The following is a 21,526-nucleotide window of genomic DNA, read 5'->3' on the forward strand; positions in this document are numbered from 1 at the left end:
TCAGCGAGGGATGTTGCGCAGGTTGGCCCGGGCCAAGTCGATCATCTTGCCGACGCCCCCGTCGAGCACGGTGCGGGTCGCCGCCGCCGCGAAGCCGGTGACCTGCTCGAGGGTGATCTCCGGCGGGATCGAGAGCGCGTTGGGGTCGGTCACGACGTCCACGAGCACCGGGCCGGCGGTGGCGAGCGCCTCCTGCAGCGCCTTACGCACCCGGGTCGGGTCCGTCACCCGCACGCTGGGGATCCCGCAGGCCGCGGCGACGGCGGCGTAGTCGACAGGCGTCCGGTCGGTGCCGTGGTCGGGCATGCCGTCGACGAGCATCTCGAGCTTGACCATGCCCAGCGCGGAGTTGTCGAAGACCACGACGGTGACGTCGAGGCGGTGCTCGGCGATCGTGAGGAGCTCGCCCATGAGCATGGACAGACCCCCGTCTCCCGACATCGAGATCACCTGGCGCCCGGGCTGGCTGGCCGCCGCGCCGATGGCGTGGGGCAGGGCGTTGGCCATCGTCCCGTGATGCCACGAGCCCAGCAGTCGGCGGCGTCCGTTGGGCGTGAGGTACCTGGCCGCCCAGACGTTGCACATGCCCGTGTCCACGGTGAAGACCGCGTCGTCCGCGGCCAGGTCGTCCAGGACCGACGCGACGTACTCCGGGTGGATCGGCACCAGCGTCTCCACCCCGTGCGTGTAGGCCTCCACCACCGTGGTCAAGGCGGTGTGGTGAGCCTCGAGCATGGCGTCGAGGAAGTCGCTCGTGCGCCGGCGGTGCAGCTGCGGGAGCAGCGCGTCGATCGTGGGCGCCACGTCTCCCTCCACCGCCAGGGCCAGCCGCGCGCGGCGTCCGAGGCGTTCGCCGTACCGATCGACCTGGACGATGGTTGTCCCCTCGGGGAGGAACTGGTCGTAGGGGAAGTCGGTGCCCAGCAGGAGGAGCAGGTCCGCCTCGCCCATCGCCTCCGCACAGGCGCCGTACCCGAGCAGCCCGGACATGCCCACGTCGAAGGGGTTGTCGTACTGGATCCACTCCTTGCCGCCGAGAGCGTGGCCGACGGGGGCCTTGAGCGCCCCGGCCAGCGCCATGACCTGGTCGTGGGCGCCGCGGACGCCGGCTCCGACGAAGAGCATCGGCTTGTCGGCACGCTCCAGGAGCTGCGCCAGATCGGCCACGGCCTCGGGCTGCGGCACGTGGATCGGGGGCCGTTGCGACACGTGGCCCAGGGCGGGCGCGTCCACGGCATCCTGCTCGGCGACGTCCCCCGGCAGGATCAGGACGGCCACGCCGTTGCGGGCGATCGCGGTCTGCGTGGCGATGTGGAGGACGCGCGCAGCCTGCCCCGGCGCGTTGGCCATCTCGGCGTAGCAGCTGCACTCGGCGAAGAGATGCTCCGGGTGGGTGGCCTGGAAGTAGTGGGTGCCGATCTGCGGCGAGGGGATGTGGCTGGCGATGGCGAGCACCTTGGCGCCCGTGCGGTGGGCGTCGTACAGACCTTGGACCAGGTGGGTGTTGCCGGGTCCGCAGGAGGCGGCGCACACGGCCAGCCGACCCGTGAGCCGGGACTCCGCGGCGGCGGCGAACGCTGCGGCCTCCTCGTTGTGGACCGCGAAGAACTCGATCTGGCCGTCACGACGGATCGCGTCGGTCACGGGGTTGAGGCTGTCCCCCACGAGTCCGTAGACGCGTTGCACGCCGAGGGACTTCAGGTGGGCGATCAGCTGGTCGGCGACAGTGGGACTCGCCATGGTTGCTCCTGGGGGCTCGGGGGGCGCCGCCCGTGCGGCGTCCTGTGCCACCTACCCCGGCGGCCTGGGCCTCAACAGGGTGGGGACGGACCATCTCGTATGCCGGGAGACCGCCACCCGCAGGCGACGGTCTCCCGAGACGGTACGGCGCGACGGATCGTGATCAGTCGCGGGTCAGCTTGCGGTAGGTCACCCGGTGCGGGCGGGTGGCGTCCTCGCCGAGGCGCTCGATCTTGTTCTTCTCGTACGACTCGAAGTTGCCCTCGAACCAGTACCAGCGCGAGGGGTCCTCCTCGGTGCCCTCGTAGGCCAGGATGTGCGTCGCGACGCGGTCGAGGAACCACCGGTCGTGGCTGATGACCACGGCGCAGCCGGGGAACTCGAGCAGCGCGTTCTCCAGCGAGCCGAGGGTCTCGACGTCGAGGTCGTTGGTGGGCTCGTCGAGGAGCAGCAGGTTGCCGCCCTGCTTGAGGGTGAGCGCCAGGTTGAGGCGGTTGCGCTCGCCACCAGAGAGGATGCCGGCCTTCTTCTGCTGGTCGGGCCCCTTGAAGCCGAACTGTGAGACGTAGGCGCGGGAGGGGATCTCGACCTTGCCGACCTGGATGTAGTCGAGCCCGTCGGACACGACCTCCCAGAGGTTCTTCTCGGGGTCGATGCCGCCGCGGTTCTGGTCGACGTAGGAGATGTCGACCGTCTCGCCGACGCGCACGTCACCGGCGTCCGGCTGCTCCAGACCCACGATGGTCTTGAACAGCGTGGTCTTGCCGACGCCGTTGGGGCCGATGACGCCGACGATGCCGTTGCGCGGCAGCGAGAACGACAGGCCGTCGATGAGGACCCGGTCGCCGAAGCCCTTCGTGAGCTCCTTGACCTCGATGACCGTGCTGCCCAGGCGCGGGCCCGGCGGGATGGTGATCTCCTCGAAGTCGAGCTTGCGGGTGCGCTCGGCCTCCGCCGCCATCTCCTCGTAGCGGGCCAGTCGCGCCTTGGACTTGGCCTGACGGCCCTTGGCGTTGGACCGCACCCACTCCAGCTCGTCCTTCAGCCGCTTCTGGAGCTTCTGGTCCTTCTTGCCCTGCACCTCGAGGCGCTCGGCCTTCTTCTGCAGGTAGGTGGAGTAGTTGCCCTCGTAGGGGTAGAGGCGACCGCGGTCGACCTCGCAGATCCACTCGGCCACGTTGTCCAGGAAGTACCGGTCGTGGGTGACGGCCAGGACGGCGCCGGGGTAGCTGGCGAGGTGCTGCTCGAGCCACAGCACCGACTCGGCGTCGAGGTGGTTGGTGGGCTCGTCGAGCAGCAGCAGGTCGGGCTTGCTCAGCAGCAGCTTGCACAGCGCGACGCGGCGACGCTCACCACCGGACAGGACGGTGACGTCGGCGTCCGGCGGGGGGCAGCGCAGGGCGTCCATCGCCTGCTCCAGCTGGGAGTCCAGGTCCCACGCGTCGGCGTGGTCGATCTCCTCCTGGAGCTTGCCCATCTCCTCCATGAGCGCGTCGAAGTCGGCGCCCTCCTCGGCCATCTCGACCGAGATCTGGTTGAACCGGTCGACCTTGGCCTTGATCTCGCCGAGGCCCTCCTCGACGTTGCCGAGGACGGTCTTCTCCTCGTTGAGCGGGGGCTCCTGCATGAGGATCCCGACGGAGTAGCCCGGCGACAGCCGCGCCTCGCCGTTGGACGGCTGGTCCAGCCCCGCCATGATCTTCAGGATCGTCGACTTGCCGGCGCCGTTGGGGCCGACGACGCCGATCTTCGCCCCGGGGAAGAAGGACATGGTCACGTCGTCGAGGATGACCTTGTCACCGACCGCCTTGCGGGCCTTGGTCATGGTGTAGATGAACTCCGCCATGCAGGTCAGGCTATCGGTCCGCGCTCACCTCACCCAATCCGCGACCTGGCGGGGCGTCGCCGGTCGGCGCCGCCCCGCCAGGGGCCGCTCCCGCGCCGCCACGCCCGGTCACACCAGGGCGGGTTCGCGGTCCGCGGCGTCCTCCGTGGCGTCCTCGTCCTCGCCCGTCGGCGTGAACCCCGCCAGCGCCAGCTCCTCGTCGGTCAGGGTGTCCAGGTCGTCCCGCTCCGCCGTGGTCGCCGTCCCTGCGTCGTGCACCTCGCCGGTCCGCGCGTCGTACGTCGGGACGAGGGGTCCGGTGCTCCCGCCATACCCCTGGGTCGCCGGACGCCCCGGGGAGGTCTCGCCGTCGTCGCTCTGCCGCAGCCGCTGGAGCTCGGCGTCGTCCATCCGGTCGGCCACCGACGACCACACGCCGCGGGTGAGCCGGCCGTGGGCGAAGGTCAGCTCGGCGCCGATCGCGTGGGCGTCGATCTCGACGCTGGTGCCGCGGCGCTCCTCGGTCTCCCAGGTGGCGATGCGCAGGCGGCCGGTGACGACGACGCGGCTGCCGGACCCGAGGCTGCCCATGACGTTCTGCGCGAGGGTGCGGAAGCAGGTGACCCGGACGATGTTGGTGTGGCCGTCGCCCCACACGCCGTTGCGGTCGCGGCGACGCTCGGTGCACGCCAGGCGGAACGACGCGAACTGGTCGCCGGTCTTGGTGATCCGCAGCTCGGGGTCGGCGAGCAGGTTTCCGGTGACGGTCACGATGGACTCGTGCATGACTTTCTCCAGGTGTGAGGGTGGATACCCCGCGATGGGGTCGTCCGCCCAGCCTCACCGCCCCGGGACGCCAGGGGCAGAGCCGTCATGCCGCCTGTGGATCTCACGCAGAATGCCGCGCCGACCCCTCCCCCTTGTGGACAACCCGGCCGGGCTCAGTCGCCCCGGCTGCGGCGACGCCGGAGCCCCACGTCGACGAGCCACTGGATGATGCCCAGGCCAACCATCATCACCGCGGCAAAGACCACGGCCTCCCCCCACGTGGTGCCCATCAGGAATCTCTCCACCAGCAGCCACATGATCCACACCGTGACGGCCCAGAACGCCCACGCGCACCTGCTCGGTCTGTCCCCCATGTGGCCACCCTAGCGATCAGCCGTACTCGCACGCCGTGGGCAACCCGCGCCGACGCGCCGCCTCGCCACAACCGGTCCGTATGCCGCCGCGAGGGGCCGCCCGGGCGCCACAGCGCCCACCTTGCCTCCCTCCACCAGGGTGATGAGCGTGGACAGCACCACCGCGGCACATCACCATCCCGCCGCGGTGGATCACCTGACCGAGCCCTCCGGGTAACCGAGTCCAGGTCACACCCCACCAACCCCTACGTGGGCCCGGCCGGCCTCAGCCCCGCCGGTCGCGGCGACGCCGGAGCCACCAGACATAGACCGCTCCGACCGCACAGGTCGTGGCCGTCATCAGGAGACCGTCGGCGACCGCATCACCCCACGACCACCCGCGCAGCACGCGGGCCATGAGCGTGAAGACCACGAAGATGCCCACGACCGCGGCCACCACCCGCAGGACGAACCGATCGTTCCGCTCGCTCCCCATGGGGGCAGCCTAGCGATCGGCCCTGCTCCCACGCCGTGGGCGGCCCGCACCGACGCCCCGCGTCGCCAAGGCCAGTCCGTATGCCTCCGCGAGGGGCCGCCCGGGCGCCACAGCACCCGCACGACCCCTCGCGGAGAGGACAGCCTTACGGCCGCGCGGCCCGGTCGAGCAGCTCGCGGGTGCGGGCGTGACGCTCGAGCACGGCGCGGACCGGGTCGACGAGCCGCTCCTGGGCGACGTCGTAGATCGCGGCGTCGAAGCGCCGCCCGATGCCCTCGCGGCGCCGCTTGGCCCCGGACGCGGCGATCGCCCGGCTCAGCGCGGCGAGGAGCAGCCCGAGCAGGAGCCCGGCGACCAGCATGATCAGCGGGTAGGGCAGGATCCCGACGCGCGGCGGCTCGGGCACGGGCAGCTGGGCCCAGCCGAGACCGCCGAGGACCAGCAGCCAGCCGAGACCGACGACGGCGCAGCCGGCGAAGAGCCACTGCAGCGCGTTGACGACGCCCCACCACATCGGGCGGCGAGCCCGCAGCGGCACGTCGAGCACGGTCTGGTCCAGCGAGTCGACCAGGTCGGAGTCGCCGGGGGCGGCGGCGCGATGGACCGCGTCGGACCAGCGGGCCGGCAGCCCCTGGCAGGAGGCGTCGGCGAGCTGGCGCGTGGCGAGGTCCACGGCCGAGCGGGCGGCCGGGGTCGGCGGCGGCAGGGACGAGCGCCCGATGGTGCGGCGGACGTCGGTGGCCTGGATGCCGAGGGAGTTGTCCTCCTTGAGCCGCAGGCGCTTCAGCGGGTCGGGGCGAAGCGCGTGCCCCCAGCGGGTGAAGGGCCAGCCGGTCGTCTGGGCGGCCTCGCGGCGGTAGTCGCGCTCCACGGCCTCCAGGACGACGGGCACGCCGGCGGCGCGGCCGAGCGCGTTGACCAGGTCCTGGCTCGGCCCCTCGGGGACCTCCGGCTCGCTCGACCCCACGTCCTCGCGCAGCAGCTCGGCGGCGGCCCGCAGGTCCCCGGTGAGGCGGCGCTCGGCGGCGGTGCGGGAGGAGACGGCCTCGGCGAGCCGCTGCTGCAGCAGGTCGTGCCCCAGGCCCGTCTGGGCGGAGGCGGCGATGACCTCGGCGTCGGGCAGGCCGTCGTCGGCGAGGAGCCGGCGCAGGTCGCCGACGCACTGCTCGCGCCCGGCCTCGCCGAGCCGGTCCGCGTGGTTGAGCACGACCAGCGTGACGGCGTCGTGCTCGCTGAGCACCCGGATGTAGTCGTCGTGCAGGCGCGCGTCGGCATACTTCTGTGGATCGGTGACCCACACGAAGACGTCGACGAGCTGCAGCACCCGGTCCGCCTCGTCCCGGTGGGCCTGGGCGCGCGAGTCGAAGTCGGGCAAGTCGAGCAGCACCAGCCCGTCCAGGTCGGCGGCCCGCCCGTGGGTCGGGTCCGTCGCCACGCGATGCCGTGCCCCGACACCGAGCCAGTCGAGCAGCGGCGTCGCCGGGTCGCCGCCCCAGATCGCGGCGCTCGCGGTGGAGGTGGTGGGCCGGCGGGCACCGACGCGGGAGACGTCGGCGCCGACGATGGCGTTGAAGGTCGAGGACTTGCCCGAGCCCGTCGCGCCGGCCAGGGCCACCACGGTGTGGCGCCCCACGAGGGCGGTGCGCTCCCGGGTGACGTTGATGGAGCGACGCGCGAGGGCCACGCCCTGCTCGCCGAGCTCGTCACCACCGGTCTGCAGCGCCTCCGCGAGCACCTGGGAGCGCTCGACCGCGGGCATCGTCCCGGCGTCGTCCTTGCGGCCGCGGCCGTCGCGGTGCAGGAAGCTCATCGGGCCGACCTCACGTGCACGGCGGCCTGGGCCAGCTCGGCCGCCTGGCTGCTGCTCACGGCCACCTCGTCCACGGCTGACACGTAGCGCGCCTCCTCGTCGTCATACAGCTCCTGCACCCGCTCCATCAGGTTGCGGCGGGCCTTGCGGGCGAGGTCGCGCACGGCCTGGTCGCCGAACACCGCCTCGAGGATGCGCTGGGCCAGGATCGCCGAGCCCGCCGCGATGCCGCCCTCGGCCCCGGTGAGCCCGCCGGTCTGGGTGAACACCACGAGCATCAGGACCACCGACAGGGCGTTGACGCCGTAGGCCATGACCCGGGCCGTGGTGCGTCGGTCCTGACCCTCGCTGCGGATCAGGTCGAGCAGGTCGGACTGCCAGTCGCGGATCATCCGGTCCACCCGGTCGGGCAGCTCGGCCGAGGAGGTGCCCAGACCCGTGTGCCGGGCGAGGAGCGCCTCGCCGCCGGGGGTGTTGCGCCACTGGCGACGCACGTCGGACGCGGCCCGGTCGGCCTGGGAGAGCACGAGGGAGGCGACGCCGGACTGCAGCACCTCGCCGAGCTGCTCGGTCGGCTGGGGCGTGCCCTTGATGGCCGCGGTGAGCCGGTCGCGCAGTCGCCCGATGCCCGACTCGATGGTGCGCAGGAACTCCCCGGTGCCCACGAACTCCTGCCAGCGGGCGAGCACCTCGCCGCGCAGCAGGGTCCCGTCGCTGACGCCGACCTCGACGCCCTCGAGGGCATCGACGTACGCCGTCGTGGCCTCCCGGCGCAGGTCGTCCGCGGCGCCGCGCTGGTCGTCGCTGGCGTCCACCAGCGTGGTGACCCGCTCGCTCAACGAGTCGAGGGCACCGGCCAGGGTGCGGCGCACCACGGTCTGGCGGGCGACGGCGTCCTGGGCGAGCGTGATCAGCCAGCGCCGCAGCGGCTCCACCTCGACCTCCGGGAGCAGCCCCGCCTCGGTCAGCTCGGTCTCGCGGACCGGGAAGATCGGCGCGCCCGCCAGGTCCTGCTCGGCGAGCATCCGGGTCAGGTCGTCACGGATCTCCGCGAGCGCCTCGTCGGGGACGCGGTCCAGGACGATGGCGACGGACGTGCCGCGCTCCCCCGCCTGCCGCAGCAGCTCCCAGGGCACGGCGTCGGCGTACCGCGCCGCCGTGGTCACGAAGAGCCACAGGTCGGCAGCGTTGAGCAGCTGGCGGGACAGCTCCCGGTTGGCCGCGACGACCGAGTCGATGTCGGGCGCGTCGAGCAGGGCCAGTCCCGCGGGCAGCGTCTCGGAGGTGACCAGGCGCACGGAATTCATGTCGTCGTCGGGGGTGCCCTGGCGGTCGCTGCGCCCGGTGAGCCGGCCGAACCGCGGCAGCACCTTGCCGGTGAACCACTCTTTGTCCTCGGCGTGGTGGACCAGGACGGGGGCGCGGGTCGTCGGCCGGAGCACGCCGGAGCGGGTGACCGACTCGCGGACGATCGAGTTGACCAGCGTGGACTTGCCCGAGCCGGTCGAGCCGCCGACCACGACGAGCAGCGGCGCGTCCAGCGCAGCGAGCCGGGGAAGGATGTAGTCGTCCAGCTGGGTGACCAGGCTGGTGCGTCCCGCCCGCGCCTGCTCGGCCGAGACCAGGTCGATGGGGAACCGCGCCTGCTCGGTCACGGTCCGCAGCTGGGCCACGGCGTCGGCGAGCCGGTCCCCTCGGGCCTGCGCAACCGCCTCGGCTTCCTGCCTGTTGTCCATCTGCACCTCGGTCTCGGCGGTCGGGGAGCCGTCTCACGGGCCCGCCAACCGCTCACGGATGGTCACGACTGCCAGGCAGCCGCGCCGGGGGTCGCTCCGGGGTCATTGTGTCAGGAAGCCCCCGGCCCGCTCGGGATTGGTGAGCGAGCCACCTCACCCATTTCCCGCGGAGACGTCGCTAGACTCCCCAGGACGGTCCAGCGATGATCACTTTCCGTGCTCGCCGGCGTGGAGCTGCTGGACGCGCCATACGACCCCACCGCCAGGAGAGACCGTGGCTGCGAAGAGGAACCTGCAGAAGGAAGCCGCCCGGCAGCGCACCGCCGCCCTGCGCGCCCAGCAGGAGGCCGCCGACCGCAAGCGGCGCCTGCAGGTCGCCGCCGTCACCTCCGCCGTGGTGCTGCTCGTCATCGCCGGTGTCGTCTGGGCGGCCGTTGCGAGCAAGAACAAGCCGGTCGAGGTCGCCAAGGGCACCCAGATGCTCTCCGCCGACTCGCTCAGGGCGATCAACTCGGTCCCGGCCTCGGCGTACGACGCCGCCGGCGTCGGCGACCTGCAGGCCGGGCCCAAGCGGGTCAAGGACGCCCCGGCCTCGGTGCAGGACGGCAAGCCGCGCATCATCTACGTCGGGGCGGAGTTCTGCCCCTTCTGCGCCGGGCTGCGCTGGTCGGTCGCCACCGCGATGGCGCGCTTCGGGCAGTGGCAGGCCCTGGCCGAGAGCACCTCCATGCAGGAGCCGGGTCTGGCACCGATCTCCACGGTGTCGTTCAGCCAGCGGCACCACGGCGCGTCCTACCAGAGCTCGCTGCTCAGCTTCACGGGCTACGAGACCTCCACCAACGAGATCAAGAACGGCGCCCGGGTCAAGCTGGACGAGCTCTCCGGCGAGGACAAGGCCTTCTTCGAGAAGTACGACGCGAAGCCCTACACCGAGTCCGAGGGCGCCATCCCCTTCCTGTCCATCGGCGGCAAGGTGCTGCAGCACGGCGGACTCAGCGACCTCAAGGCCTTCGAGGGCAAGACCACCGCCCAGATCGCCGCGGCGCTGAAGGACCCCAAGGACCCCGCCGCCAAGGCCGCGCTCACCGGCGCCAACGTGATCACGGCGGCCATCTGCGAGACCACCGGCAACAAGCCCGCCGAGGTCTGCTCGTCCGCCGCGGTCAAGGCCGCCGCCACCAAGATCCAGAACCCATGACCCGCACCACGCGCAAGGGCGGGCAGCCCGTCGGGGACCGGCACGCGGCCCGGGCGGGCCGGGCGGGCTCGTCCGCAACGCTCTCCGGCGCGGGCGCCTCGACGGGAGCCACCTCGGTGCGCGCCGCCTCCGGGCCCGACGCTGGCTCGTCCCCCAAGCCGGCTCGGGGCCGGGACCGTGGGCTGCCCCGCTGGCTCGCCCCCCTGTCGCTCGCCCTGTCGGTGATTGGGCTGCTCGCCTCGCTCTACCTCACCTACGAGCACCTCACGGGCGGCAAGGCCCTCGCCTGCCCCGAGGGCCAGGTCGTCAGCTGCGCCAAGGTCACCGGCTCGACATACTCCTCGCTCCTGGGGATCCCGGTCGTCTATCCCGGGCTGGCGTTCTTCGTGGCGCTGGTGGCGCTCTGCCTGCCCGCGCTGTGGCGGCGGGCTGCGCTGGACCTGCCCCGGATCGCGCTGGTCGCGGTGGGCGTGGCGATGGTGGCCTATCTCGTGTGGGCGGAGGTGCAGCTCGGCGCGATCTGCCTGTGGTGCACCGTGGTCCACGTGGTGACGCTGGCGCTCTTCTTCGCCCTCGTCTTCGGCAAGGCGCTCACCCCCTCCCGGCGCTGACGCGCTTGCGGCCGCGCGCCGCAGGCTCGGACAGCGATGTCGGCGGTTGCGGGTGCATGTCGGAAGGCCCCCTCCCCCGCGCGCGGCGGGCGAGGGGGCCTTCTCGTCATACGGCCTGGTGGTGGCTCGGCCTCACCTGAGGACGATGCGGTCCAGCGGGGCCGGGGTATAGGGCGAGTGGCTGCTCAGGTAGGCCGCGAAGGCGTCGATGTCCAGGCCGCCGATGAGCTTATTGGTGCCCTCCTTGAAGACCGGGAAGCCGTCGCCGCCGTCGGACAGGAAGTTGTTGGTGACGATGCGGTAGGTCGTGCTCGAGTCGTTCGCGATGGGCTTGCCGTCGAGCGTCACGTTGCTGATCGCGCCGGCCGCGGTGTGCTCGTAGCGGAATCCCTTGCTGACCTGCAGCACCTTGACGAAGGACGCGTTCGCGCCGGTGAACTGCTGGCCGAGCAGGGTGTGGATCTGCGCGCCGGTCAGGTCCATGGACACGAGGTAGTTGTTGAACGGCTGGACCTGGAAGGCCTCCTCGTAGGTCACCACGCCGTCCCCCTCGGCACCGGATGCCTTGTAGGTCAGGTCGGTCCGGATGCCGCCGGGGTTCAGGAACGCGATGACCGGCTTGACGCCGCCGCGGACGACCGAGGGGTCGGCGAGCTGGGCGTCGGCGATCAGGTCACCGAGGGCGGACTCGCCGGCGGCGTTCGGCGTCTTGGTGACGTCGGTGGTGATCTGGCCGAGCACCTTGCCGGCGATCGCCTTGACGTGCTCCTTGTCCTTCGCGATCAGCGCGCTGACGGCCGGGTCCGGCGTCTGGGTGCGGGAGACGATGACGTTGTTGACCGTCACCGAGCTGCGCACGACGTCACCGGCCTTGGTGTCGAACTTCATCCGCGCGTCGGTGACCAGGCGGCCGAAGGACAGCGCCGAGGTGACGTAGCGCGGCTGACCGGCGGGGTCCGGCACGTCGCAGACGTAGGACTGGTGGGTGTGGCCGGTCATCACCAGGTCGAACTGCGGGGACAGCCCCCGCGCGATCGGGAGGATGTCGGACTTCGGGTCCAGCTCGCCGCCCTTGGCGCAGGTGACGTCGTACGCCGGGTTGACCGGGTAGGTCTTGCCGTCCGGCGCCGTCCACTGCTGCTGCTTGAGCGAGCCGCCCTGGTGGACCATGGCGACGACGGCCTTGACGCCCCGCAGCTGCAGCTCCTTGGCGGCGGCGTTCATGGTGGTGACCTCGTCGCGGAACTCCAGGCCGGCCACCCCGGCCTGGGTGACGATGTCGGGGGTGTCCTTCAGGACGGCCCCCACGAAGCCGACCGGCACTCCCCCGACCATCTTGATGGTGTATGCCGGAAGGACCGTGCGGTTGGTGCCCTGGTAGAACACGTTGGCGGCGACCATCGGGTAGGCCGCACCGTCGAACGAACCGTCCGGGCAGGAGTTCTGGTTGTCCTTGCCGTCGCCGTCGGGCAGGCAGCCGCCCTTGATCAGGCGCAGCATCTCCTGGTAGCCCTCGTCGAACTCGTGGTTGCCGATGGTGCCGACGCCGACGCGCAGGAGGTTCATCGCCTCGATGGTGGGCTCGTCGTGGAAGGCCGCGGACAGCAGCGGCGACGCGCCGACCTGGTCGCCCATGGCGGCGGTGACGGTGTGGGCCTGGCCCTGGCGCAGCGTCTTGAGGGTGGTGGCGAGGTAGGCCGCGCCGCCCGCGTCGACGGTGACGTCGACGGCCTTGCCCGTGGTGGGGTCGATCCTGTGGTCGACGACGACGCGTCCGGAGGAGCCTGCGGGCGCCTCGAGGTTGCCGTGGAAGTCGTTGAAGCCCAGCACCTGCAGGTCGACGAGCGTGCCCTTGCCGGGCGGGATCTTGCCGGGGTGCGGGTGGCCGGGCCTGCCGGGGGCGGGGTGGCCGGGCCTGCCCGGGGCCGGCGCGGGCGTGGGGCAGCTCGGGTCGGCGACGGCCGGGGCGGCGGCCGTGACGGTGACCAGACCGGCGATGACGGCGGCCGCGCGCATGGAGCGGAAACGAGACATGACTCTCCCTCGGACGGTTGCGCACCCGCGTCGTCGGGTGGCGGGCGACGACCGGACCGCGGGGCGGGGCCGGTCGGGGTGGCCATGCCCGGCGCGTCCCTGCGCGCCGGGTCTGGCCGCCTCGGGTGCCCAGCGTGCGGCACGACGGCACCCCTCGACCCATCCTGCGGTGACCGTCGGGTGAGCGCCAGGCGACATCTTCGCGACGCCACCACCGTGCGTGAAGCGCTCTGCGATGACCTGTGACGCAAAGTCATGTGGTCGCCCTGTCCGAGCGGAGTTGCCCGGACATAACGCCCACCTTCGCCGACGGCCCCGAGCAGGCGCTTCGTCGCGCCATACCGTCGTGCCAGACGTCGCTCCGGACACCCCGTCCGAGGCCAGGACCACGAAGGAGGCGCCATGTCGGGCACCCCCCTCAGCGACCGCGACCGTCGCCGCTCGACCAGCCACCCCGAGCACCTGGCGGAGATCGGATGGATGCGCGAGCACCACCGGCCGACCGCCTGGATCGACGCCGCCCTCGACGAGGACCTGGCACGCCACGGCGAGGTCGGCGCCGCCCTGTGCCACGTCATCGGCGCGCACCTCGAGCCCGAGCCGGAGAGCCCGCTCGGGGAGTTCGTCGTCTACGACATCCTGCGCCCCGCCGCCGTTCTCGCCCAGCTCGACGACATCGAGCGCCACCTGTCCGTCCGGGTCCGCGGCGGCGACCTGCCCGAGCCGCCCGCCCGCCGCAGCGCCTGGCTGGAGGCGCTGCGCGGCTTCTGCGAGCTGGCCGACACCCTCGGCTCGGCGGGGCGCGAGCGCGACGACGAGCCCCGGCCGATGCTCTACGTCGCCCGCGGGACCTGCCGCGTCGGCGCCTGGATCGACATGACCCGCCCCGAGCGGGCCGTCGAGGAGGCGCTCGCCGCACTGCCCGGCGACCCCACCGACACCGACTGGACGGTGCAGGGACGGCTCGGGTTCTACGGCGTCTATCCCCTCGCCCAGCCCGAGCTGTGGACCATGCACGCGCTCGGTCAGGGCATCGACCGGCACGGCGAGGCCTATGCGGCGTATGCCGAGTTCACCTTCCAGCAGGGCATGAGCGAGCACGACTTCGAGGCGCGCTACCGCGGGCACGTCCGGCTGCTCGAGGAGTTCGTGCACGCCCAGGCCGCCGAGCGCGGGTGGCTCGCGGCGATCGCCCGCCTCAACGCCGTCGAGGGTCTCGCGGGTGCCGTCCAGCTGGACCTGGACCTGCTGACGCGCCAGGTGTTCTCGACCGGGTACTCCTACGAGCCCGGGAGGGTCGGCTACCACATCTTCGGGCCGCCGACGCTCTGACCGGCGGGCCCTGGTCCGGACGCCTCCGCCGGTGCGCCTGCGCTCCGGCCCCCGCTGACGCGCCGCACTCGCCCCCGCCGGGTTCCCTCCCCACGCCTGCGCCCCGGCGCGGCGCGCTTCACGATCTGTCTCGGGTCGTAGCCCCAGACAGATCCTCCCGGCGCGAGACACCTCCCCAGGGCGAGACCCCCGCCCACCCCCGACCGAGCCGAGGCCCCTCCACCTGCACCAGGTGGAGGGGCCTCGGCCTTCAGCCCTCTCGCCAACCGCTCCGACCGGCCCCAATCCCTGTCACGGATCCGACCGCCGACGTAATGTCGTTGCCTCACCGCATAATTCGTGGAGGGGATGGCAGTCATGGGGATACGAGAGCTCGTCGGGACCACGCGCGGGAAGGTCGCGGTGGGGGTGGGAGTGCTGGCACTGGTCGGCCTGGCCCTGCCCTCCTCCCCCGACCCGGCACCGACCGCGGCGCCACGGCCGTCGGCAACCACCTCGTCCCCTGCCCCGTCCACGGGCGCTCCTGCAGACTCGCCCACGCCCGCCCGCACCGTGGTTCCTGCCCGGCCCGACCGCCCGGTCGCCACCACCACCGCGGGATCCGTGCCCGAGAGCCACCGAGCCGCCCCCGCGGCGATCTCACCGACCCGGGCCCGGGCCACGGGTGCGCCCACGGTCAGCGCCTCCGCCGTCGCGTTCGCGGGCGCACCTCGTACGACCACCACCGCTGCGGCGCCGGCATCGAGCCGAGCCACCGCCCACCCGACGACTCGGCCGTCGTCCCGGGCCCCGCAGCCCCGTCCGACGTCCCGGCCCACGGCAGCTCGCCCGTCCGCTCCCACCCCGCGGACCGATCCCACGCCCTCCTCACCCCCCGCCGAGTCGACGACCTACTCCTCGTGTGCGGCAGCCCGGGCGGCGGGCGCGGCGCCGCTGCACCGGGGCGAGCCGGGATACTCGCGCAAGCTGGACCGGGACGGCGACGGCGTGGCCTGCGAGAACTGAGCCGACATGTCGAGACCCCCTGACCTGCAGCAGGTCAGGGGGTCTCGGCGCGTGCGCGCCCCCAGCAGGACTCGAACCTGCAACCGTCGGATTAGAAGGCCGATGCTCTATCCGTTGAGCTATGGAGGCCGGGAGCACGAGTCTAGTCGCGTGTCGGACCCCTGCCGACGAGCGCGTACGCCGCGGCAGGGAGAGCATGGCGCCATGAAGACCGCCGACGTCGAGGTCCACGTCGCCCGCGTCGTCGACACCCCGGCGCTGCGCGGGCTGCTCGACGACGGCGAGCTCGCCCGGCTGGACACCCTCGTGCGGGCGCAGGACCGGGCCCGGCTGGTCGCCTCGCACGTGCTGCTGCGGCGGGCGCTCGCGGTGCGCTGCGGCGTCGACGCCACCGAGGTCGTGCTCGAGCGCCGCTGCCCCACCTGCGGATCCGCCGAGCACGGCCGGCTGGAGGTCCCCGACCTGGGGGTGCACGTCTCCCTCGGTCACGCCGGCGACCTCGTCGCCGTCGCCCTCTCCCCCGACGGCCCGGTCGGCGTGGACGTGGAGGTCGAGTCTGCCTGCGACTTCGAGGGATTCGAGGAGGTGTCGCTGCACCCGGTGGAGCTGGCCCGGCTGGCGGCCCTGCCCGACGACGAGCGCACCTGGGCCCGGGCGACCTGGTGGGTGCGCAAGGAGGCCGCCCTCAAGGCCACCGGCCACGGCCTGACCGTCGATCCCGCCAGCGTGCGGGTGACCCCGCCGGACGAGGAGCCCGCCGTCGTCGGGTGGCCCGAAGAGCCTTGTCCCGTCATACATCTGGAGGACCTGCGGGTGCCGGACGGACATGTGGCGGCGGTGGCCCTGCACGACGCCGACGACCGGGTGGCCGCGATCGAGGTCACCCGCCTCGACGGGGACGAGCTGCTCGACCTCGGGTGAGCCTGCCGCAGCACGTGCCCTCGGTCGCCGGGTCGGACAGGCTGGACGTATGGCGACGGACGACGCCCTCATCACCGGCTGGTCCGCCCGGTGGAACGGCGATCTCGCCCAGGCCGAGCGGATCTGCGCGCCCACCGTCACGATTCGCTTCGGGGGCCGGGCGATCGGCGAGATCGGGGATCGCATCGTCACACTGGGCGACCTCGCTCGGCTGGTCGGGGACTTCCGCGAACCCCGTGCCGGACTGGCGTATTCGGTGATCGAGGCCCGCGTCGACGGTGAATCTGCCTGGTGCGTCTGGGATGCCGCGACGGGCGATGCGGGTCGGCGGGATCGACGCCTTCGTGCTGGACGGCGGCCGGATCGCACAGGTCTGGTCGGTGACCGGCGAGCGACCCCTCAGCCGCTAGCAGCGCGACGACCGGCCCGCGCTCGTCCGCGGCCGCCCTCAGCGGGTGGGCAGCCGGGGCAGGGTGGGCTGCAGCAGCCAGCTGTGCAGGAGCGTGCGAACTGCTTCTCCGCCGTACGACGCGGCGTGGTCCAGGAACTCCTGCGTCGTCGCGGTGCCGTGCAGGTGGTCGGCGACCCAGGTCCGCACCAGCGAGCCGAAGGCCTCCTCCCCCAGAGTCATCCGCAGCGCGTGCAGCGTGAGGGCGCCGCGCTTGTAGACCCGGTCGTCGAACATGTCCTCCGCGCCGGGGTCGGCAAGCACCAGGTCCTGCGGCTGGGTCGAGAGCGTCCGGTGCCAGCGGCGCGCGTGGGCGTCCGTGGACTGGCCGCCGCCGACGGGCGCCCACAGCCACTCGGCGTAGCACGCGAAACCTTCGTTGAGCCAGATGTGCTGCCAGCTCGCAACACCCACGGCGTTGCCGAACCACTGGTGCGCGAGCTCGTGGGCGACCAGCCGCTCCTCGTGCCGCCGCCCGTGGCAGTGGTTGGCCCCGAAGGTGCTGAAACCCTGCGACTCGAGCGGGATCTCGAGGGGGTCGTCGGTGACCACCACGTCATAGGCCCCGAAGGGATAGGGCCCGAAGAGGTCGGCGAACAGCGCCACCATCTGCGGCTGCCGCCCGAAGTCGTGCAGGGCCTGGGCGCGCAGCCGCGCCGGCGCGTGGATCCGTTGCGGCACGGGCGCGTCCGCGAGCGGGATCGTGGCATAGGGGCCGATTTGGAGGCTGGCGAGATAGCTCGCCATCGGCTCGCGCTGCTCGTAGGTCCAGGTAGTCCGGGACCCGCGGGTGACCCGTCCGACGAGCTCGCCGTTGGTGACGACGGCGTAGGGCGAGTCGCAGGTCACCTCGACGGAGTACGTCGCCTTCAACCCCGGCACGTCGTTGCAGGGGAACCACGTGGGCGCGCCGTCGGGCTGCCCGGCCACGAGGACGCCGTCGGTGAGCTCCTCCCAGCCGACCTCGCCCCAGGGGCCGCGGGAGGGGGCGGGGTTGCCGTTCCACTGGATCTCCACGGCGGCGCTGGTGCCCGGCCCGATCTCTCGGGGCAGGGTCACGGTGAGCCGAGCGCCCTTGTGGGCGTAGCGCGCCCGCCCGCCGTCGACGAGCACCTTGACGACCGCGAGCCGCGGCGCCAGGTCGAAGGTCACCTTGCGGACGCGGGTCACCGGCTCGACGACGACACGGACCCGCCCCGAGAGCCGGTTGCTGGCGACGCGGTAGTCCAGCACCAGGTCGTGGTGCACGGGCCGCCAGGTGGGGTCGCCGTGGGTCGGGACATAGGGATCGGCGGGAGCGGACGCGGGGCTCATGCGCCCACCTGCCAGGGCGCGACGGGGTTGCCGATCCAGCGGGTGCCGCCGGGGACGTGCTCGCCGCGCAGCACCAGGGAGGAGGGGCCGACGGTGGTGGCCGCGCCCAGGCTCGCCGCGGGCAGGATGACGCCGTGGGGGCCCATGGTGGAGCCGGCGTCGAGGGTGACGGTGTCCATCTGCATGATCCGATCATGGAAGAGGTGCGTCTGCAGCACGCAGCCGCGGTTGACGCTCACCCCGTCGCCGAGGGTGACCAGGTCGGCCTCGGGCAGCCAGTAGGTCTCGCACCACACGCCGTGCCCGATCCTGGCGCCCAGCAGCCGCAGCCACAGGTTGAGCACCGGCGTGCCGGTCGCCGTCCAGGCGAACCACGGCGCCGCGAGGATCTCCACGAAGGTGTCGACCACCTCGTTGCGCCAGACGAAGGTGCTCCACAGCGGGTGCTCCACGACGCGCAGGCGACCCACGAGCAGCCACTTGACGGCGACGGTGACCAGGCCGGCGACGACGCCCGCGAGCAGCAGCACCACTCCCCCGGCGAGGGCAGCGGCCCACGGACCGACGCGCGCCCAGGCGAGCTCGAGCGCACCCACGACGCAGACGGCGAGCGCCACGGTGCACACGACCGGCACGAGGCGGCACAGCTCGACGAGGGCGCGGGCGACCTTGAGCCGGCGGCTGGGGTGATAGGTGCGGGAGACGTCGTGGTCGGTGGCCTGGCGCTGCAGCCGCACCGGCGGGGAGCCGAGCCAGGAGGAGCCGGACTTGGACTTGCGAGGGGCGGCGGACAGCACGGCGACCAGGCCGTTCTTGGGCACCGAGCGTCCGGGCGCGGTCATCCCGGAGTTGCCGAGGAAGGCCCGCTTGCCGACCTTGGCGCGCTCGATGTGCACCCAGCCGCCGCCGAGCTCGTACGACGCGATCATGGTGTCGTCGGCGAGGAAGGAGCCCTCCCCGATCCGGGTCATCGCGGGCAGCAGCAGCACCGTGGAGGCCTCGACGTCGCGACCGACCTTGGCGCCGAGCAGGCGCAGCCACACCGGCGTGAACAGGCTGGCGTAGATCGGGAACAGCAGCGTCCGGGCGCTGTCGAGCAGTCGCTCGGTGGCCCAGGCCTGCCAGCCGATCCGGCTGCGGACGGGGTGGTAGCCAGGTCGCAGCCCGAGGCCGAGGAGGCGGACGCAGACCAGGGTGAGCAGCATCAGGGCGAGCAGGGAGACGACGGTGGCGACCGGGGTCCAGGCGAGGGCCGCGAGCAGCGCCTGCCGTATGCCGGAGGTGCCGTCGACCGCCCGCAGCAGCAGTGCCGCACCGGGCACGGCCGCGACGGTGGGGACGAGCCCGACGAGGACGGCGCTGACGGCATACAGCCACAGCCAGGCGCGGGAGCGGACGGGCCGCTCGGCGGGCCAGGTGGGGCGGGCGCGACCGACGCGGGTGGCGGGCGAGCCCGCCCACAGCTGGCCGTCGGGGACCTCCCCGGTGACGTAGGAGCCGGGCATGACCTCGGCCTCGCGCCCGACCTCGGCGCCGGGGCCCAGGGTGGAGCGGCCGCCGACGACGGCGCCGGGCCGCACGGTCACCCGCCCGACGTGGAGCAGGTCGCCGTCGAGCCAGTGGCCGGCGAGGTCGACCTCCGGCTCGATCGAGCAGCCGCGGCCGAGGGTCAGCAGCCCGGTGACCGGCGGGAGGGTGTGCAGGTCGACGTCGGGCCCGACGGTCGCGCCGAGGGCCTTGGCGTAGTACACGATCCACGGCGCACCCGCCATGGTCACGGCGCCCACGGACTCGGCGAGCCGCTCCACGGCCCAGATCCGCAGGTGCACCGAGCCGCCGCGCGGATAGGTGCCGGGCTGCAGCCCGCGCAGCAGCAGACGCGCGCCGAGGACGGTGATGCCCATCCGCCCGACGGGGGTGAGCAGCAGCACCCACGCGAGCGCGATCGCCCACCACGGCGCGGTCGGGGCCCACGGCAGGTCCACGAGCAGGTGGGCGAGGTTGTTGACCAGGGCGACGCCGACGAGCCACTGCAGCCCGGTGAGCGTCGACAGCGGTATGCCGAGAAGCAGCTGGGCCAGCTGGGCGCGTCGCGGCACCGGACGCACCGCGCGCGGCGGGGTGCGGTCGGTGCGCAGTCGCGCCGCCATGCCGTCGAGGTGGTCCGCCTGGTCGGCCAGCCGCGGGTGGGCGTAGGCGTCGGCGACGGTGACCTCGGGGTGGGTGCGCCGTAGCACCGAGACGAGCTGGGCCGTGGTGAGGGAGGACCCGCCCAGGCCGAAGAAGTCGTCGTCGGGGCTGGTGACCGGGGTGCCGAGGACGGCGGACCACTGCTCGGCGAGCCAGGCCGCGGTGCCGGTGAGCTCGACCCCGCCGGCGTCGCCGCGGGTGGGCGCCAGGTCGGGCAGCGGCCAGGGCAGGGCGGCGCGGTCGACCTTGCCGGAGGTCTTGGTGGGCAGGGTGTCGGTGACGGCGATGAGGGGCACCAGCGCGGCGGGCAGGACGCCTGCGAGCTCTTGGCGGGCCGCGGCGCGGTCGAAGGTCGCCGGGTCGGCGGGCACGACGTAGCCCACGAGCACCTGGTTGCCGGCGTCGGTGGTCCTGACCGCGGCGGCGGCGCCGGCGACCTCGGGCAGCGCCTGCAGCGCGGCGTCCACCTCGCCGAGCTCGATCCGCCGGCCGCCGAGCTTGATCTGCTCGTCCGCGCGGCCCAGGAAGATCAGCCCGGTGGGCTCGTAGCGCACCAGGTCGCCGGAGCGGTAGGCCCGCTCCCAGCCGAGGAGCGGGAGCGGGGCGTACTTCTCGGCGTCCTTGGCCGGATCGAGGTAGCGCGCGAGGCCGACGCCGCCGATGATCAGCTCGCCCACCTCGCCCTCGGCGACGAGCTCGCCGTCCTTGACCACCGCGAGCTCCCAGCCGTCGAGGGGCAGGCCGATCGACACGGCCCCCTCCCCCGTCATCCGGGCGCCGCAGGCGACGACGGTGGCCTCGGTGGGGCCGTAGGTGTTCCACACCTCCCGGCCGGGGCGCACGAGTCGCTCGGCGAGCTCGGGCGGGCAGGCCTCGCCGCCGAAGATCAGCAGCCGCACCGCGTCCAGGCTCTGCGCCGGCCACAGCGACGCCAGCGTCGGCACCGTCGAGACGATCGTGATGCCCCGCTCGACCAGCCAGGGCCCGAGGTCCATGCCGGTGCGCACCAGCGCGCGGGGCGCGGGGACCAGGCAGGCGCCGTGACCCCACGCCAGCCACATCTCCTCGCAGCTCGCGTCGAAGGCCACCGACAGCCCGGCCAGCACCCGGTCGCCCGGGCCCTGCGGCGCCTCCTGCAGGAACATCCGCGCCTCGGCGTCCACGAAGGCCGCGGCGCTGCGGTGGGTGACGGCGACGCCCTTGGGGGTGCCCGTCGAGCCGGAGGTGAAGATCACCCAGGCGTCGTCGTCCAGGCCGGGGCGCGGGTCGGCGTCCGGCTCCCGGTCGGCGTCCAGGTCCAGACGCAGCAGCCGCAGGCCCGCGGTCACCACGACGGCGGCGCGGGCCTCGGAGAAGACGAGCTCGGCCCGCTCGCTGGGGTCGTCGGCGTCGACCGGGACGTAGGCCGCGCCCGCGAGGAGGGTGGCCACGATCGCGACGTATAGCTCGCAGGTCCCGGAGGGGACCCGGATGCCGACCTTGTCGCCGCGTCGGATCCCCTCGCCGCGCAACCGCTCGGCGAAGGTGCGGGCCTCGGCCAGCAGCTCGGTGTAGGTGAGGACCCGGGTGCCGTCGTCCAGCGCCGGGGCGCCGGGGTGCTCCCGGGCGACCTGCTCGAGGACGTCGACGAGGGTGCGCGGGTCAGGCGTGCGGGCGCCGATCAGCTGGGCTCGTGCCACGTGGTTCGTCATCCCTGTCCGTCGGAACGCCCCGGCCAGGCCGGGCCTGTGGATCAGGCCGGCGCG

Annotated in this window: 15 protein-coding genes and 1 tRNA gene; 5 read left to right on the plus strand and 11 right to left on the minus strand. The window is 73.2% G+C overall.

Going from position 1 to position 21,526, the window contains the following annotated elements:
- The 7 genes from ACK2IS_RS11460 to ACK2IS_RS11490 form a co-directional block, all read right to left on the minus strand.
- On the minus strand, positions 1-1,740 hold the full coding sequence (locus ACK2IS_RS11460) for a pyruvate dehydrogenase (protein ID WP_409483457.1): 1,740 nt from the start codon (positions 1,738-1,740) through the stop codon (positions 1-3).
- Positions 1,741-1,903: 163 nt separating this feature from the next.
- Positions 1,904-3,586, minus strand: coding sequence for an energy-dependent translational throttle protein EttA (ettA, locus tag ACK2IS_RS11465; protein WP_409483458.1), 1,683 nt, complete (start codon positions 3,584-3,586; stop codon positions 1,904-1,906).
- A 108-nt stretch (positions 3,587-3,694) separates the two neighbouring features.
- On the minus strand, positions 3,695-4,351 hold the full coding sequence (gene ssb, locus ACK2IS_RS11470; protein WP_409483459.1) for a single-stranded DNA-binding protein: 657 nt from the start codon (positions 4,349-4,351) through the stop codon (positions 3,695-3,697).
- Positions 4,352-4,506: 155 nt separating this feature from the next.
- On the minus strand, positions 4,507-4,707 hold the full coding sequence (locus ACK2IS_RS11475) for a hypothetical protein (RefSeq protein WP_409483460.1): 201 nt from the start codon (positions 4,705-4,707) through the stop codon (positions 4,507-4,509).
- Between the two features lie 265 nt (positions 4,708-4,972).
- On the minus strand, positions 4,973-5,182 hold the full coding sequence (locus ACK2IS_RS11480) for a hypothetical protein (RefSeq protein WP_409483461.1): 210 nt from the start codon (positions 5,180-5,182) through the stop codon (positions 4,973-4,975).
- Between the two features lie 145 nt (positions 5,183-5,327).
- Complete coding sequence (locus ACK2IS_RS11485) at positions 5,328-6,992, minus strand: GTPase (protein ID WP_409483462.1); 1,665 nt, start codon at positions 6,990-6,992, stop codon at positions 5,328-5,330.
- Complete coding sequence (locus ACK2IS_RS11490) at positions 6,989-8,728, minus strand: dynamin family protein (RefSeq protein ID WP_409483463.1); 1,740 nt, start codon at positions 8,726-8,728, stop codon at positions 6,989-6,991. Before ACK2IS_RS11490 ends, ACK2IS_RS11485 begins: the two co-directional genes overlap by 4 nt.
- Before the next feature lie 274 nt (positions 8,729-9,002).
- Here ACK2IS_RS11490 and ACK2IS_RS11495 point away from each other — a divergent pair, with 274 nt between their 5' ends.
- Positions 9,003-9,926 carry a DUF929 family protein gene (locus ACK2IS_RS11495; protein WP_409483464.1) on the plus strand — a complete coding sequence of 308 codons (924 nt, stop codon included), beginning with the start codon at positions 9,003-9,005 and terminating at the stop codon, positions 9,924-9,926.
- Positions 9,923-10,537, plus strand: coding sequence for a vitamin K epoxide reductase family protein (locus ACK2IS_RS11500; RefSeq protein WP_409483465.1), 615 nt, complete (start codon positions 9,923-9,925; stop codon positions 10,535-10,537). Before ACK2IS_RS11495 ends, ACK2IS_RS11500 begins: the two co-directional genes overlap by 4 nt.
- A 132-nt stretch (positions 10,538-10,669) precedes the next feature.
- Here the strand turns inward: ACK2IS_RS11500 and ACK2IS_RS11505 are convergent, their stop codons facing one another.
- Positions 10,670-12,571 (minus strand): bifunctional metallophosphatase/5'-nucleotidase, encoded by a 1,902-nt coding sequence (locus ACK2IS_RS11505; protein WP_409483466.1) that lies wholly within the window; start codon positions 12,569-12,571, stop codon positions 10,670-10,672.
- A 402-nt stretch (positions 12,572-12,973) separates the two neighbouring features.
- Here ACK2IS_RS11505 and ACK2IS_RS11510 point away from each other — a divergent pair, with 402 nt between their 5' ends.
- Positions 12,974-13,903: a hypothetical protein gene (locus ACK2IS_RS11510; RefSeq protein ID WP_409483467.1), complete on the plus strand. Its 930-nt coding sequence runs from the start codon at positions 12,974-12,976 to the stop codon at positions 13,901-13,903.
- Positions 13,904-14,251: 348 nt separating this feature from the next.
- On the plus strand, positions 14,252-14,908 hold the full coding sequence (locus tag ACK2IS_RS11515) for an excalibur calcium-binding domain-containing protein (RefSeq protein WP_409483468.1): 657 nt from the start codon (positions 14,252-14,254) through the stop codon (positions 14,906-14,908).
- Between the two features lie 56 nt (positions 14,909-14,964).
- Here ACK2IS_RS11515 and ACK2IS_RS11520 read toward each other — a convergent pair.
- A tRNA-Arg gene (locus tag ACK2IS_RS11520) sits at positions 14,965-15,037 on the minus strand.
- 75 nt (positions 15,038-15,112) lie between these two features.
- On the opposite strand from ACK2IS_RS11520, the gene ACK2IS_RS11525 reads away from it, so the two are divergent.
- On the plus strand, positions 15,113-15,829 hold the full coding sequence (locus ACK2IS_RS11525) for a 4'-phosphopantetheinyl transferase family protein (RefSeq protein ID WP_409483469.1): 717 nt from the start codon (positions 15,113-15,115) through the stop codon (positions 15,827-15,829).
- Between the two features lie 448 nt (positions 15,830-16,277).
- Here the strand turns inward: ACK2IS_RS11525 and ACK2IS_RS11530 are convergent, their stop codons facing one another.
- Positions 16,278-17,591: a M1 family metallopeptidase gene (locus ACK2IS_RS11530; protein WP_409483470.1), complete on the minus strand. Its 1,314-nt coding sequence runs from the start codon at positions 17,589-17,591 to the stop codon at positions 16,278-16,280.
- A complete protein-coding gene (locus ACK2IS_RS11535) occupies positions 17,588-21,472 on the minus strand; it encodes a Pls/PosA family non-ribosomal peptide synthetase (protein WP_409483471.1) in 3,885 nt (1,294 codons plus the stop codon). The genes ACK2IS_RS11530 and ACK2IS_RS11535 overlap by 4 nt, the downstream gene beginning before the upstream one ends.
- Between the last annotated feature and the right edge of the window lie 54 nt (positions 21,473-21,526).

Source organism: Arsenicicoccus dermatophilus (assembly GCF_046267915.1).
Classification (GTDB): Bacteria; Actinomycetota; Actinomycetes; order Actinomycetales; family Dermatophilaceae; genus Arsenicicoccus; species Arsenicicoccus dermatophilus_A.

Bases quoted from the DNA above. Each gene is read 5' to 3' on its own strand.
- ACK2IS_RS11505 (WP_409483466.1), bottom strand. From the start codon at position 12,571: ATGTCTCGTTTCCGCTCCATGCGCGCGGCCGCCGTCATCGCCGGTCTG.
- ACK2IS_RS11490 (WP_409483463.1), bottom strand. From the start codon at position 8,728: ATGGACAACAGGCAGGAAGCCGAGGCGGTTGCGCAGGCCCGAGGGGAC.
- ettA (WP_409483458.1), bottom strand. From the start codon at position 3,586: ATGGCGGAGTTCATCTACACCATGACCAAGGCCCGCAAGGCGGTCGGT.
- ACK2IS_RS11485 (WP_409483462.1), bottom strand. From the start codon at position 6,992: ATGAGCTTCCTGCACCGCGACGGCCGCGGCCGCAAGGACGACGCCGGG.
- ACK2IS_RS11530 (WP_409483470.1), bottom strand. From the start codon at position 17,591: ATGAGCCCCGCGTCCGCTCCCGCCGATCCCTATGTCCCGACCCACGGC.
- ACK2IS_RS11510 (WP_409483467.1), top strand. From the start codon at position 12,974: ATGTCGGGCACCCCCCTCAGCGACCGCGACCGTCGCCGCTCGACCAGC.
- ACK2IS_RS11535 (WP_409483471.1), bottom strand. From the start codon at position 21,472: ATGACGAACCACGTGGCACGAGCCCAGCTGATCGGCGCCCGCACGCCT.
- ACK2IS_RS11525 (WP_409483469.1), top strand. From the start codon at position 15,113: ATGAAGACCGCCGACGTCGAGGTCCACGTCGCCCGCGTCGTCGACACC.
- ACK2IS_RS11460 (WP_409483457.1), bottom strand. From the start codon at position 1,740: ATGGCGAGTCCCACTGTCGCCGACCAGCTGATCGCCCACCTGAAGTCC.
- ACK2IS_RS11515 (WP_409483468.1), top strand. From the start codon at position 14,252: ATGGCAGTCATGGGGATACGAGAGCTCGTCGGGACCACGCGCGGGAAG.
- ACK2IS_RS11480 (WP_409483461.1), bottom strand. From the start codon at position 5,182: ATGGGGAGCGAGCGGAACGATCGGTTCGTCCTGCGGGTGGTGGCCGCG.
- ACK2IS_RS11500 (WP_409483465.1), top strand. From the start codon at position 9,923: ATGACCCGCACCACGCGCAAGGGCGGGCAGCCCGTCGGGGACCGGCAC.
- ssb (WP_409483459.1), bottom strand. From the start codon at position 4,351: ATGCACGAGTCCATCGTGACCGTCACCGGAAACCTGCTCGCCGACCCC.
- ACK2IS_RS11475 (WP_409483460.1), bottom strand. From the start codon at position 4,707: ATGGGGGACAGACCGAGCAGGTGCGCGTGGGCGTTCTGGGCCGTCACG.